The 13,326-nt window shown below is 71.5% G+C and carries 12 protein-coding genes and 1 pseudogene; 9 read left to right on the top strand and 4 right to left on the bottom strand.

Features of this window, described 5'->3' with window-relative positions; all coding sequences use genetic code 11:
• The first annotated feature begins 43 nt into the window (after nt 1-43).
• The 6 genes and pseudogenes from D474_RS0106100 to dapB all read left to right on the top strand — a co-directional run bounded on the left by D474_RS0106100 (nt 44) and on the right by dapB (nt 6,791).
• Nucleotides 44-1,120 (top strand): ABC transporter ATP-binding protein, encoded by a 1,077-nt coding sequence (locus tag D474_RS0106100; protein ID WP_026118222.1) that lies wholly within the window; start codon nt 44-46, stop codon nt 1,118-1,120.
• A 205-nt stretch (nt 1,121-1,325) separates the two neighbouring features.
• Nucleotides 1,326-2,575, top strand: a pseudogene (locus tag D474_RS27820) (glutamate-cysteine ligase family protein).
• The gene (egtB, locus tag D474_RS0106110; RefSeq protein WP_017612706.1) at nt 2,572-3,906 is read left to right on the top strand and encodes an ergothioneine biosynthesis protein EgtB; all 1,335 of its coding nucleotides are present in this window, start codon (nt 2,572-2,574) and stop codon (nt 3,904-3,906) included. The pseudogene D474_RS27820 and the gene egtB overlap by 4 nt, the downstream one beginning before the upstream one ends.
• Complete coding sequence (egtC, locus tag D474_RS0106115) at nt 3,906-4,673, top strand: ergothioneine biosynthesis protein EgtC (protein WP_017612707.1); 768 nt, start codon at nt 3,906-3,908, stop codon at nt 4,671-4,673. The genes egtB and egtC overlap by 1 nt, the downstream gene beginning before the upstream one ends.
• Nucleotides 4,674-4,726: 53 nt before the next feature.
• Complete coding sequence (egtD, locus tag D474_RS0106120) at nt 4,727-5,701, top strand: L-histidine N(alpha)-methyltransferase (RefSeq protein WP_017612708.1); 975 nt, start codon at nt 4,727-4,729, stop codon at nt 5,699-5,701.
• A 346-nt stretch (nt 5,702-6,047) separates the two neighbouring features.
• On the top strand, nt 6,048-6,791 hold the full coding sequence (dapB, locus tag D474_RS0106125) for a 4-hydroxy-tetrahydrodipicolinate reductase (protein WP_083931750.1): 744 nt from the start codon (nt 6,048-6,050) through the stop codon (nt 6,789-6,791).
• 139 nt (nt 6,792-6,930) lie between these two features.
• Here dapB and D474_RS0106130 read toward each other — a convergent pair whose 3' ends face one another.
• From D474_RS0106130 to D474_RS0106145, 4 genes are all read right to left on the bottom strand, one after another.
• Complete coding sequence (locus D474_RS0106130) at nt 6,931-7,608, bottom strand: class I SAM-dependent methyltransferase (RefSeq protein WP_017612710.1); 678 nt, start codon at nt 7,606-7,608, stop codon at nt 6,931-6,933.
• Nucleotides 7,609-7,700: 92 nt separating this feature from the next.
• Nucleotides 7,701-8,204 (bottom strand): NUDIX domain-containing protein, encoded by a 504-nt coding sequence (locus D474_RS0106135; protein ID WP_017612711.1) that lies wholly within the window; start codon nt 8,202-8,204, stop codon nt 7,701-7,703.
• Between the two features lie 10 nt (nt 8,205-8,214).
• Entirely contained in the window at nt 8,215-9,087 is an 873-nt protein-coding gene (locus D474_RS0106140; RefSeq protein WP_017612712.1) for a 1,4-dihydroxy-2-naphthoate polyprenyltransferase, read from the bottom strand.
• 137 nt (nt 9,088-9,224) lie between these two features.
• Complete coding sequence (locus D474_RS0106145) at nt 9,225-9,782, bottom strand: GNAT family N-acetyltransferase (protein WP_017612713.1); 558 nt, start codon at nt 9,780-9,782, stop codon at nt 9,225-9,227.
• Between the two features lie 107 nt (nt 9,783-9,889).
• Between D474_RS0106145 and D474_RS0106150 the strand changes: the two genes are divergently transcribed.
• The 3 genes from D474_RS0106150 (at nt 9,890) to D474_RS0106160 (ending at nt 13,278) form a co-directional block, all read left to right on the top strand.
• Nucleotides 9,890-10,270, top strand: a complete 381-nt coding sequence (locus D474_RS0106150; RefSeq protein ID WP_017612714.1) for a phage holin family protein — start codon at nt 9,890-9,892, stop codon at nt 10,268-10,270.
• A gap of 393 nt (nt 10,271-10,663) precedes the next feature.
• Complete coding sequence (gene dapA / locus D474_RS0106155) at nt 10,664-11,596, top strand: 4-hydroxy-tetrahydrodipicolinate synthase (protein WP_026118223.1); 933 nt, start codon at nt 10,664-10,666, stop codon at nt 11,594-11,596.
• Entirely contained in the window at nt 11,593-13,278 is a 1,686-nt protein-coding gene (locus tag D474_RS0106160) for a ribonuclease J (RefSeq protein WP_017612716.1), read from the top strand. The genes dapA and D474_RS0106160 overlap by 4 nt, the downstream gene beginning before the upstream one ends.
• Nucleotides 13,279-13,326 lie beyond the last annotated feature (48 nt).

Here is a 13,326-nt window from a genome sequence, read left to right on the forward strand (position 1 = left end):
CCGCCGTGGGTGAGCCCCGATGACCCGCCCCGAGGAGACCCACGTGAGCTCGACCGAGACCGACCCGCCGGTGTCGTCCGACCCCTCCGGCGCCGCACCGGTGTCCACCCCCCTGCTCAGCGCCGACGACGTCCGTGTGGCCTTCTCCGCCGGTTTCGCGCCCGGGGGTACCGCGGGCACAGCGCACGCCGTCGACGGGGTCAACCTCGACGTGGACCGCGGGGAGATCATCGCGCTGGTCGGCGAGTCCGGCTGCGGCAAGACCACCCTGGCCCGGGTGCTGCTGGGCCTCGAACGCCCCACCGGGGGGCAGGTGGTCTTCGAAGGTGCCCCGCTCGGTTACCGCTCCCGCACGCTCAAGCGCTACCGCCGCCGTGTCCAGCTCGTGCAGCAGGACCCGTCCGGATCCCTCAACCCGCGGCGCACCGTCTACGAGTCGGTCGCCGAGGGGCTGCGTGTGCACCGGGGTACGACCGCTGACGAGGCTGAACGGGTGGGGGAAGCCCTCGCCCGTGCCGGACTGCGCCCGGCAGACCGGTTCTTCGCGCGCTACCCCCACGAGCTCTCCGGAGGCCAGCGCCAGCGCGTGGTGATCGCCGGCGCCCTGGTCCTGGAACCCGAGGTCCTGGTGGCCGACGAGCCGGTGGCCTCCTTGGACGCGTCGGTGCGCGGCGAGATCCTGCGCCTGCTGCTGGAACTGCGCCGCGACCTCGGGCTCTCCGCGCTGGTGGCCACCCACGACCTCGGCCTGGCCTGGAACATCGCCGACCGGGTCGCGGTCATGTACCTGGGCCGCGTCGTGGAACTGGGGTCGGTGGAGGACGTGCTCTCGGCACCCGCCCACCCCTACACCCGGGCCCTGTTGTCCGTGCTGCCGGACGCGCCCGCCGATGAGGGGCCCGTCGTGCTCAGCGGTGAGCCTCCGGACCCCAAACGCGTTCCCGGGGGCTGCCGGTTCCACCCGCGCTGCCCGGTCCTGGCCTCCGGCGAGGCCGAGCGCGCGGGCGTGGCCGAACGCTGCCGCACCGAGGACCCGCGGATCCTGCCCGGGGGCGACGAGCGCAGGGTCGCCTGCCACTGGGCCGCGGCCGACGAAGAGGGCCGCCTCCCCACTGCGTGATACGCATCACATGCTCTGCTGGGTGTAGGCGGGCGATCGCAGGAGCAGCGCCCTGACGCGGCGTGTCGCACCCGGCGATCCCCGACAAAACAGGATCCAGCGCGACACATCGCTCCGATCCGCCCATCGCGTACGTTCGCGGCACCCTCATGCCGGGCAGTACATGGGAGGCCACCCCATGTGGTGATCGCGATGGGAGCGACCGATGGTCCACACCCTGTCCAAGGACGACGTTCACGAGCACATCAGCGGGGTCTGCTTCAAGACCGGCCCTCCCGGCAAGGTCGGGGCCGAGACGGAATGGCTGGTCAGCGACCCCGAACGCCCCACCGAACCCGTCGACCTCCACCGCCTCCGCACCCTGCTGGAGGACGGCGGCCCCCTGCCCGCGGGCAGCGGGGTCACCTACGAACCCGGCGGACAGCTCGAACTGAGCTCACCCGCCCTCCCGGGCCCGGCCCTGGCGCACGAGGCCCTGGCCACCGACCTCGCGCACGTCGACAAGCTCCTCGCCGAAGAGGGACTCCGCGTCCTCGGGAGCGCCGTCGACCCCGCACGCGCCCCGGTCCGGCAACTGCGCACACCCAGGTACACCGCCATGGAGCGTTTCTTCGACGACCGCCGGCACACGTCCGGCACCGTCATGATGTGCAGCACCGCCTCGATCCAGGTCTGCCTGGACACCGGGGCCGACCACGACGACCTCACCGCCCGATGGCACTTCCTGCACCGCCTCGGGCCCGTTCTCGTGGCCGCCTTCGCCAACTCGCCCGTCTGGCGCGGCCGCCGCACCGGCTGGGAGGNCGCACCCGCCCCGTGCCCGACGGCACCGCAGCCGACCCCGTCACCGCCTGGACCGACTACGCCCTCGCCGCCCAGATCATGGCCCTGCCCGCTGAACCCGACGGCGGGAACGAGTGGATCGCCGGGCCCGGCTTCACCCTCGCCGAGTGGGTCGACGGCGCCGGTCCGCGCCCCCTGACCCTGCCCGACCTCGACCTCCACCTCAGCACGCTCTTCCCACCCGTCCGCCCCCGCGGGTGGTGGGAACTGCGCATGATCGACACCGTGCCCTGGCACTGGTGGCCGGTCCCCGTCGCCCTCGCCGCGGCCCTCACCGACGACCCCGGCGCACGCGCCGTCGCCGAGGAGGCCACCGAACGCCTCAGCCGCGGCCCGGTCCCCGCCCCCGACCTGTGGCTGCGCTCGGCCCTGCCCGGGCTCGCCGACCCCGAGCTCGCAGCCTGCGCGCGCGAGTGCTTCGACGCCGCAGTCGCCGCCCTGCCCGGAATGGGCTCCGCCGGGCTTGCTGCCCTCGTCGACGACTACGCGGACCAGTACGTCCGGCGCGGCCTCAGCCCCGCCGACACCTGGCCGCACGTGCCACGGCCCCGCGCAGCGCCCACCCGGGGGCGAACGCAGAGCCGATCCGCAGTGAAGGGAGGAACAGGGTGAATCAGGAACACGAACGCGCCAAGGAACGCATCGCCACCGAACTGGACCGCAGCCGCCACCGCAGCAACGGGCTCACGCTCGACGCCCTGGACGACGAGGGACTGCGCACCCAACACTCACCTCTGATGTCGCCGCTGGTCTGGGACCTCGCACACGTCGGCAACTACGAGGAACAGTGGCTGCTGCGAGCGGCGGGCGGCCGGGAGGCCCTGCGCCCCGACATCGACGGGCTCTACGACGCCTTCGAGAACCCGCGTTCGGAGCGCCCGTCCCTGCCGCTGCTCGACCCCGTCGAGGCCTACGAGTACAACGCGCGCGTGCGCCGCGAGGTCCTCGACGTGCTCTCCGGCGCCGACCTGGGTCCGGCCGAGGACACCGGTGACCGCACCCTGCTCGACTCCGGGTTCGTCTTCCACATGGTGATCCAACACGAACACATGCACGACGAGACCATGCTCGCCACCCACCAGCTCCGCCGCGGTGCCCCGGTGCTGCTCGAGCCGGCCCGGGGCGTGCGTTCGCTCAAACCCCCGGTGCACGACGAGGTCCACGTCCCTCCGGGCACCTTCACCCTGGGCACCGACGACGACCCCTGGGCCTTCGACAACGAGAGCCCGGCCCGCGACATACACCTGGACGGCTACTGGATCGACACCCGGCCCGTCACCAACGCCGCCTACACGGACTTCATCGACGACGGAGGTTACGAGAACCGCCGCTGGTGGAGCAAGGAGGGCTGGAAGTGGCGCACCAAGAAGAAGGCGTTCGCGCCCGCGTTCTGGACCCGTGAGTCCCAGGGCTGGTCGCGGCGCCGGTTCGGTCGACAGGAGATGCTGCCGCCGGACGAACCCGTCCAGCACGTGAGCTTCTTCGAGGCCCAGGCCTACGCCGCCTGGGCGGGCAAGCGCCTGCCCAGCGAGGCCGAGTGGGAGAAGGCCGCCCGCTGGGACCCGGTCACCGGCACTTCCCACCGCTACCCCTGGGGCGAGGAGGAACCCACCTCCCGCCACGCCAACCTCGGCCAGCGGGCACTCGGCCCGGCCCCGGCCGGACGCCACCCCGAGGGCGCATCGCCGCTGGGCGTGCAGCAGCTCATCGGCGACGTGTGGGAGTGGACCTCCACGACCTTCCACGGATACCCCGGGTTCGAGCCCTTCCCGTACCGCGAGTACTCGGAGGTCTTCTTCGATGACGGGTACAAGGTCCTGCGCGGCGGATCCTGGGCCACCCACCCCACGGCGGTGCGCTCCACGTTCCGCAACTGGGACCACCCGATCAGGCGGCAGATCTTCAGCGGGTTCCGCTGCGCACGGAACGCCGACGAAACCTGATGTGCCGCCACCTCGCCTACCTGGGGCCGCCGCGTACGCTGCACGACCTGCTGTACGCGGCGCCCCACGCACTGCACGTCCAGTCGTGGGCGCCGCGCATGCAGCGCCACGGCACCGTCAACGCCGACGGGTTCGGCGTCGGCTGGGACCCCGGACCCGTGTCCGGGCAGGCCCCGGAGCAGAACGGCCCGGCCGAGCCGCTGCGCTACCGCAGGGCCATGCCCATGTGGGGCGACGCCTCCTTCGCCGACGCCGCCCGCGCCATCACCTCAGGGTGCGTGGTCGCGGCGGTACGCGACGCCACCGTCGGGTTCGGATCGGAGGAGTCGGGCGCCCAGCCCTTCCGCGCAGACCGCCTACTGTTCAGCCACAACGGCGCGGTCAAGGACGACAGCGCACTCGTGCACACCTTCGCTGCACCCCCGCCCGAGGGGGCGCTGGACGCCCGCGCGCCCGTCGACTCCGCGCCCCTGTTCGCGCACACCGTGCGCACCTGGCGCGGGTCGGGCGACCTGCCCGGCGCTCTGGCCACCGTGGTCCGCCAGGCCCGGGAATGCTCCGAGGGACGCTACAACCTGCTCGCCTCCGACGGCACGGCCCTGGCCGCGACCGCCGCCGGCGACACGTTGTTCACCCTCCACGAGCCCGGGGGAGGGGTCTTCGTCGCCTCCGAGCCGTTCGACGACGCACCCGGGTGGCACGAGGTCCCCGACGGCTCTCTCGTCGTGGCGACCCGCGACGGGACGCGCATCCACCCCATCGGCTGAGCAGCCCCGCCACGCCGGCGCCCCCGGGCCACCAACCAACTCACGGAGGCACCATGTTCCGGATCGACCGCAACCTCACCGCCGACGACCTCGGCAAGGCCCTGCGCAGGGACGTGGCCGAGGGACTCACCTCCCGGCCCAAACAGCTCCCGCCCAAATGGTTCTACGACGCCCGCGGCAGTGCCCTTTTCGAGGAGATCACTCAGCTGCCGGAGTACTATCCCACCCGAGCGGAACGCGAGATCCTCGTCCGCCGCGTCGACGAGATCGCCGCGGCCGCCGACGCATCGGCCCTCATCGAGCTCGGTTCCGGCTCAGGCCTCAAGACCCGCCTGCTGCTGGACGCGCTCGGACGCCACGGCGACCTCACCCGGTTCGTCCCGGTCGACGTCAGCGGGGACTTCCTCGCCGAGTCGGCCGAGGAGCTGGCCCGGGCCCACCCGCGCCTGGACGTGCACGCCGTGGTCGGGGACTTCGAGGAACACCTCGGGCTCCTGCCGGTGTCGGAGGAGGGCGGGCGCCAGCTCCTGGCGGTCCTCGGTTCCACGATCGGCAACCAGGTCCCCGCCCGCCGCGCCGTGTTCCTGCGCGACATCCACGGGGTGCTCGGGGAAGGCGACCGGCTCCTGCTCGGCGTCGACCTGGTCAAGGACCCCGACCGCCTCGTGGCCGCCTACGACGACGCCCAGGGGGTCACCGCCGAGTTCGACCGCAACGTCCTGTCGGTCATCAACGGGGAACTGGGCGCCGACTTCGACCCCGCCGCGTTCGACCACATCGCGCGCTGGAACGCCGAGCAGGAGTGGATCGAGATGCGCCTGCGCGCACGCCGCGACCACGCCGTACACGTGGGCGACCTCGACCTGACGGTGCACTTCGACGAAGGGGAGGAGATGCTCACCGAGATCTCCGCGAAGTTCCGGGAGGAAGGGCTCGCCGCCGAGCTCGCCACAGCCGGGTTCGCCCTCGAGCACTGGTGGACCGACCCCGACGGCGATTTCGCGATGGCGCTGGCCCGGGTGCGCTGACGCTCGCTCCGGCCCCGTCACGAGGAGGGTGCCCGGTCGCCACGGCGTCCGGGCACCCGTGCCCCTCACGGACAGGCCGGCGGTGCGGAGATGGTGCCCGTCGTCGGCGCCGAGGGTCACCGCCCCAGGGGCTCGGCACGGAACCAGGCATTTCCGGGAGCGTTCGGCCTGTGCGCCGCCCTGGAAGGAGCGGCCGGCGTCCCCTCACCGCCGGTTCCTCGCCGCGCCGCCGCATGGCCACTCCCGGGGCACCGGGCCAGGTGCCGCGCCCGCGATACCCATCGTGAGCAGGCCGACCCCCGAACCGTGTGCGGCCCCGGCCCGCGCCTCCGCTACGGTTGGACCCGTGTTCAAGGTAGGAGTTTTCGGCGCCGATGGGCGCATGGGGTCAGAGGTCGTCGCGGCAGTACAGGCCGCCGAGGACATGGAACTCGTCGCGGGTGTGGACAGCGCCGCCGACCGGGACGCGGTGCGGGCGGCGGACTACGTCGTCGACTTCACCCACCCCGACGCGGTGATGGACAACCTGGAGTGGCTCATCGAGCGCGGGATCCACGCGGTCGTGGGCACCAGCGGCTTCGACGAGGCCCGCCTGGAGCGGGTACGCGAGCTGCAGGCCGCCAACCCGGGGGCGAAGGTGCTCATCGCACCGAACTTCGGTGTCGCCGCGGTCCTGATGATGCACTTCGCGCAGAAGGCCGCGCCCTACTTCGACAGCACCGAGATCATCGAGCTGCACCACCCCAACAAGGCCGACGCCCCCAGCGGCACGGCCTACCGCACCGCGGAGATGGTCGCCGAGGCGCGCCGCGAGGCCGGGGCCGCCCCGATGCCCGACGCGACGACCTCCGAGATCGACGGCGCCCGGGGCGCCGACGTGGACGGTGTGCGTGTGCACGCGCTGCGCGTGGCCGGGCTCATCGCCCACCAGGAGGTCGTCTTCGGTACCTCGGGCGAGACCTTCAAGATCCGGCACGACTCGATGAACCGCACCTCCTTCATGCCCGGCGTGCTGCTGGGCGTGCGCCGAGTCGCGGATCTGCCCGAGCCGCTCACCCTCGGCCTGGAATCCATCCTCGGCCTCGACTAGGGCCGGTCCTGTCTCCCCGCGCAGCTGGAGCGGGCCGAAGGTTCCCGCCTTCCCGGGGCGCGGAGAACCCGGCCTGAGCGGAGCGGGCCCGAAGAACGCCGCCCCCGGCCCCGCGCTCAGCGTGCAGGGCCGGGGCTCGTCATGTGCCGCGGCGGCAGGTGAGGAAGATCTGCGTCTCCGGCTCGGCGCCCTCGCGGGGTTCGTAGGCCACGACCTTCTCGTCCTCGACGATCAGGCCGGCCTCCTCGACCACGGAGCGCAGTTCCTCGCGCCCGTAGCCCGTGACCCGGATCTCTGCGCCCACGAACGGGATCGGGGCGTCGTCGACCTCGGCCTCGACCATCGACAGGCACAGCACACCGCCTGGGGCGAGAGCCGCACGGATCCGGCCGAGGGCGGTGGGGATCTGTGCCTTGGGCAGGCACAGCAGCGCGAAGAACGCGACGATCGCGTCGTACTGGCGCTCGCCCGGGTCCAGGTCCATGATGTCGGCCTGCACGAACTCGGCCTCGGGGACGTTGGCGCGGGCGAGCTCGATCATGCGCGGGGAGATCTCGAAGCCGGTGACCTGCGCTCCGGACTGCGCGAGTTGGCGGGCGGTCGGCAGCCCGGTGCCCGAACCCAGATCGAGTACCTGGCCGCCGGGCGGGATGAGGTCGAGCAGTCGCCGTGTGCGTTCCTCCTGGCCCTCCTTGTGGGGGAACGCCTCGTCGTAGCGATCCCCGATCGTGTCGAAGGCCTCGGCCTGGAGCCGGGAACGCTCGGTCCAGGTCTCGCTCCCGGGGGTCGGGCGGGGGGTGGTGTGGTCGGTGGTCAAGCTCGTGTCGTTTCCTTCCCGATCGGCGTGGAGGACCTGTCAGCCTAGCCTCTGCCACACCGGAGGGGGAGCCCCCTGGACGCCGACGGGGCTCAGCCGAACACGGCTCGTCCGTCCTCCAGATAGGCCGGCCCGCACCCGGGGGCGGTCTCCAGGGCGGCGGCCATGCGGCGGGCGGTGGGGGCCGGCAGTAGCGCGTGCAGGTCGTCGGGGTCGACCCACGCCCACTCGGTCAGCTCCTCGGCCTGCAGGCGGATCTCCGACCCGTCCGGCGGGTCCGTGTGGAAGAGCCACTGGAGCGCGGCCGTGCGCGGGTGACGGGCGGGCACCCAGTCCACCACCGCCGGGCCGAGGATCCGGGCGTGCACCCCCAGCTCCTCGTGCAGTTCCCTGCGGCACGCGGCCACCGGGGACTCACCTGCCTCCATGATCCCGCCGGGCACACCCCAGTTGCGCGCACCGTAGGCGCGGCGCACCAGCATCACCCCGCCCTGCTCAGAGCGGATCACCGCGCCCGAGGCGCCGCGGGTGGACGGAAGGGAGGCGTAGAAGGCCGCGGCCTCCGCTTCGTCGGAGAAGTCGTCGAGTTCGCTCACAGGAGGTGTTCTATCCCAGGAGCAGGGCCACGGAGAAGAGCAAGCCGAAAGCCATCTGGAGCTTGCCGGTCTCACCCAGGCCCAGCACCAGGTCGCGGCCGGCCTGCCCGCCCAGGACCCGGCGCACCGGCGGCACTGCGAGCGGCACCGACAGCAGCACCAGAGGTGCCCACCACGAGAACGCCGTGAGCGCCAGCGCGAAGAGGTAGGAGGCCACGATCATGCCCGCGTACAGGCGGCGCGTTCCCGGCTCGCCCAGGCGCACCGCCAGGGTGATCTTGCCGGTCTCCCGGTCGGTGGGGATGTCGCGCAGGTTGTTGATCACCAGCACCGAGCAGGACAGCAGCCCCACCGGGACCGACGCCACCCACACCTGCCACGGCGCCGAACCCAGTTGCACGAAGGCCGTGCCCACCACGGCGGCCAGGCCGAAGAAGACGAAGACCGACACCTCGCCCAGGCCCCGGTAGCCGTAGGGCGAGTTCCCGCCCGTGTAGTACCAGGCCGCGGCGATCGCGGCTACGCCCAGCAGCAGCAGCCACCACGAGGAGGTGGCCACCAGCACGAGCCCGACCACACCGGCCGACGCGAAACTTCCGAGCGCCGCGGCCAGCACCTGCTTCGGCGGGGCCAGCCCGGTAGCGGTCAACCTGGTCGGCCCGGTGCGTTCCTCGGTGTCGGTGCCCTTGATGCCGTCGCTGTAGTCGTTGGCGAAGTTCACACCGATCTGCAGGGCCAGAGAGACCACCAGGGCCAGCAGCGCCTTCCACCACACGAACCCGTCCAGGGAGAAGGCCACGGCCGTACCGACCGCAACCGGGACGACCGAGTTCGGCAGTGTGCGGGGGCGCAACCCCGAGACCCATGCTCCGACCGTGGCCAACGTCAGGCTCCTTGCACGTGTGACAGTGCGCCCCCGCGCGTGTGCGTGCGCGGATCAGGACGCGTGGGACGACCCCACAACCCTAGAAGCAACCAGGAGCGGACCCGACGCCGACCAGGGGCGGAAGGTCGCGGGGATCAGGTCGCCGGGACCGCTGCGTGCAAACGGACCATCGGCAGCAGCGGACCGAGGTCGATCTCGCGCCGGGCCCCGTCCGGGCGCCATCCCGCCGACTCGAAGAAGGACCGGAGCGCGTTCTCCTGCTCGGCCGCCCACACGTGCACCGTCGAGAAGCCGTCCTCGGACAGGTGGTCCACACATGCGTTGACCAACCGGCTCCCGTGGCCCTGGCGCGTGCGCTCGGGGTCCACGTGCAACGCGAAGACCTCCGCGTCAGTGGCCGGCCACAGGTCGGGGTCCCCGGCCGGGCCCAGCGCTGCGAACCCGGTGACAGTGCGCACACCGTCGACCTCGTCCGTGGCGACCACGAGCCGGTGCTTGGAGGTGGGAGGGGAGCCCAGCGCGGACTCCCACTGTTCCGTGAAGTTCTTCCGGGCCTCGGCCGAGCCCATCTCCGCGCTCACCCCCTCGGGCAGGAGCGGGCCGTACAGGGCCTTCCACGAGGCCACCTGGAGATCGACGATGCGTTCGACGTCACCGCTGCGTGCGGGCCGGACGAACTGGGCGGTGGACACGGTTGGCCTCCTGGAGGGGTGTGGCCGGTGAGGTATCGGGCGCCCCGGAACGTTCTGGGGGCACCGGAGTTTCCCGACCTTGCCATGGCATGCGAACATCTACTCTCGTGAGCCTCATTATCAGAGTTATCGCGAACGCACTCGCCCTCTGGGCGGCTGTTTTCCTGATCGACGGCATCCACGTCGACACTCAGGACACGACCGGCCAGATCGTCGTCTACCTCGTGGTCGGCGCGATCTTCGGTGTGGTCAACGCGGTCATCAAACCGATCGTCAAAACGGTCGGCTGCCTGTTCTACGCGCTGACCCTCGGCCTCATCGGCCTGGTCGTGAACGCGCTCCTGTTCCTGCTCACCGAGTGGATCGCGGGGCTGTTCGACATTCCGTTCCGGATCGACACGTTCTGGGACGCCTTCCTCGGCGCCATCGTCGTCGCAGTCGTCAGCTTCCTGATCAGCATCGTTCTCCCGGACAAACGGGACGACTAGGAGCGGGCCAACAGGACCCACGGCCGCCCCCGACCGAAACCCGCAACACCCTGTACGCGGTGTGCCCCGGGTCCGTGCCAAGACTGGCACGGGCCCGGGTCGGGTAGGTTCACACTCTGTGGCCCCCAACCTCGACCCACGAGGACCGGGGCCGCCCACCGCGCGTACCACGCGCCGACACACACTTGGCCCCGCCGAGCAGGCGGGAGCACAGAGATCTTCCCCGCGACCGGGCCGGCAGAGCCGGTCGCGGTGGCGGTACGCGGTACCGCCCCGTTCCGTGCGCGAACCCATCCGCACGGCCGAACCCATCCGACAGTTCCACGCACACTGAGAGGAGGAGGGGCCTCGACGGACCCCGCCTCGGCGGTGGTCCCCGGCCTTTCACACGCGATGGTCGAAAACCAGAACCGCCCGTTCGGCAAGATGCTGACCGCCATGGTCACCCCGATGCTCGAGGACGGCGAGATCGACTACGAGGGTGCGGCCAGACTCGCCACCTACCTCGTCGACGAGCAGCACAACGACGGGCTCATCATCAGCGGCACCACCGGTGAGTCCCCCACGACCAGCGACGACGAGAAGGACCGTCTCCTCCGCTCGGTCGTCGAGGCCGTCGGGGACCGCGCCACCGTCGTGGCAGGCGTCGGCACCAACGACANCGGCGCCCAGGGGCTCCTCGCGGTGACGCCGTACTACAACAAGCCCCCGCAGGAGGGGCTGGTGCGGCACTTCACCTCCATCGCCGACGCCACCGAGCTTCCGGTGATGCTCTACGACATCCCCCACCGCACGGGGACGCCGATCGCCTCCGAGACGCTCGTGCGCCTGGCCGAGCACCCGCGGATCGTGGCCAACAAGGACGCCAAGGACAACCTCGGCGCGAGCTCCTGGGTCATGGAACGCACCGACCTGGCCTTCTACTGCGGCACCGACATCCTCAACCTGCCGATGATGTCGGTCGGCGGCGCCGGGTTCGTCAGCGTCGTCGGCCACATCGTCGGCAGCGACCTGCGCGACATGATCGACGCGTTCGACGCCGGCGAGGTCGCCCAGGCCCTGGCCATCCACCGCCGCCTGACGCCGGTCTACACGGGCATCTTCCGTACCCAGGGCGTCATCACGGTCAAGGCCGTCCTGAACCTGTTCGGTCTGCCCTCGGGCCCGGTGCGCACGCCGCTCGCCGACGCCTCGTCCGAGCTGCAGGCCCTGCTGCGCGAGGACCTCGCCGCCGCCGGAGTGAAGGGCCCGATCGGCCTCGCGCCGCACCAGGCCGTCCCGGCCAGCGCCGTCAACGTCGAGCGTCTGGCGGAGGGTTCGGTATGAGTCACCCGCACCCCGAGCTGAGCTCGCCCCCGCCGCTGGGCAAGGGCGCCCTGCGCGTGGTCGCGCTGGGCGGCCTCGGCGAGATCGGCCGCAACATGACCGTCTTCGAATACGACGGCCGCCTGCTGATCGTCGACTGCGGTGTGCTCTTCCCCGAGGAGGAGCAGCCCGGGGTCGACCTGATCCTCCCGGACTTCGACTACATCCGGGACCGCCTCGACGACGTCGAGGCCGTCGTGCTCACCCACGGGCACGAGGACCACATCGGCGGTGTGCCGTTCCTGCTGCGGGAGCGGCCCGACATCCCGATCGTGGGCTCCAAGCTCACCCTGGCGCTCATCACCGCCAAGCTCGGCGAGCACCGCATCAAGCCCGAGACCGTGCTGGTCGAGGAGGGCGAGCGCCACGACTTCGGCCCGTTCGGCCTGGAGTTCTTCGCGGTCAACCACTCCATCCCGGACGCCCTGGCCGTGGGTATCCGCACGCCCGGCGGCAGCGTGCTGCACACCGGCGACTTCAAGATGGACCAGCTGCCGCTCGACGGGCGCCTGACCGACCTGGCCGGGTTCGCGCGCTTCGGCGACGAGGGCGTCGACCTGCTGCTGTCGGACTCCACCAACGCCGAGCAACCCGGCTTCATCGTCAACGAGTGCAACCTCAACGAGGACATCGAGAAGGTCTTCCGCACCGCGAACAAGCGGATCGTGGTGGCCTGCTTCGCCTCGCACGTCCACCGTGTCCAGCAGGTGATCGACGCCGCCTCGCAGCACGGGCGCAAGATCGCCTTCGTGGGCCGCTCGATGGTGCGTAACATGAACATCGCCCGGGACCTGGGTTACCTCAGCATTCCCGGCGACACCATCATCGACGTCAAGCAGCTCGACAAGATGCCGCCGGACGAGGCCGTGCTGGTCTGCACCGGTTCGCAGGGCGAGCCCATGTCGGCGCTGAGCCGCATGGCCAACCGCGACCACCAGATCCGCATCGAGGAGGGCGACACCGTCCTGCTGGCCTCGTCGCTGATCCCCGGCAACGAGAACTCCGTCAACCGGGTCATCAACGGCCTCACCCGCTGGGGCGCCAACGTCGTGCACAAGGGCAACGCCCTGGTGCACGTGTCGGGCCACGCCCCCGCCGGCGAGCTGCTGTACGTGCTCAACATGGTGCGCCCGCGCAACTTCATGCCCGTGCACGGCGAGTGGCGCCACATGCGCGCGCACGCCGAGCTCGCGCAGAAGACCGGCGTGCCCAAGGACCGCATCGTCATCGCCGACGACGGCGTGGTGGTCGACCTGCACAAGAACCGCGCCAAGATCGTCGGCGCCGTGCAGGCCGGCTACGTCTACGTCGACGGTTCCTCGGTGGGCGACGTCACCGACGCCGCGCTCAAGGACCGCCGCATCCTCGGCGAGGAGGGGTTCATCTCCATCGTCGTGGCCGTGGACTCCAACACCGGCAAGATCCTGGGTGAACCGGAGATCCACACGCGCGGCGCGGGCATCAAGGCCGACGCCTTCGACGATGTCATCGACCGGCTCCAGGACGCGCTGGACAAGGCCGCAGCGGACGGGGTCAGCGACCCCCACCAGCTGCGGCAGCTCGTGCGGCGCAACGCGGGCCGGTGGGTCAACGACACCTACCGCCGCCGGCCCATGATCATCCCGGTGCTCGTCGAGGTCTGACCCGCACCGGACACTGCCCCGAACGGCCCGCGGCCACGGCCCGGGCCG

Origin of the sequence: Nocardiopsis salina YIM 90010 (assembly GCF_000341025.1) — a bacterium.
Lineage (GTDB): Bacteria > Actinomycetota > Actinomycetes > Streptosporangiales > Streptosporangiaceae > Nocardiopsis > Nocardiopsis salina.

Excerpts from the sequence above, each read along its gene's own strand:
- egtC (WP_017612707.1), top strand. The coding sequence starts at position 3,906 with ATGTGCCGCCACCTCGCCTACCTGGGGCCGCCGCGTACGCTGCACGAC.
- egtD (WP_017612708.1), top strand. The coding sequence starts at position 4,727 with ATGTTCCGGATCGACCGCAACCTCACCGCCGACGACCTCGGCAAGGCC.
- D474_RS0106160 (WP_017612716.1), top strand. The coding sequence starts at position 11,593 with ATGAGTCACCCGCACCCCGAGCTGAGCTCGCCCCCGCCGCTGGGCAAG.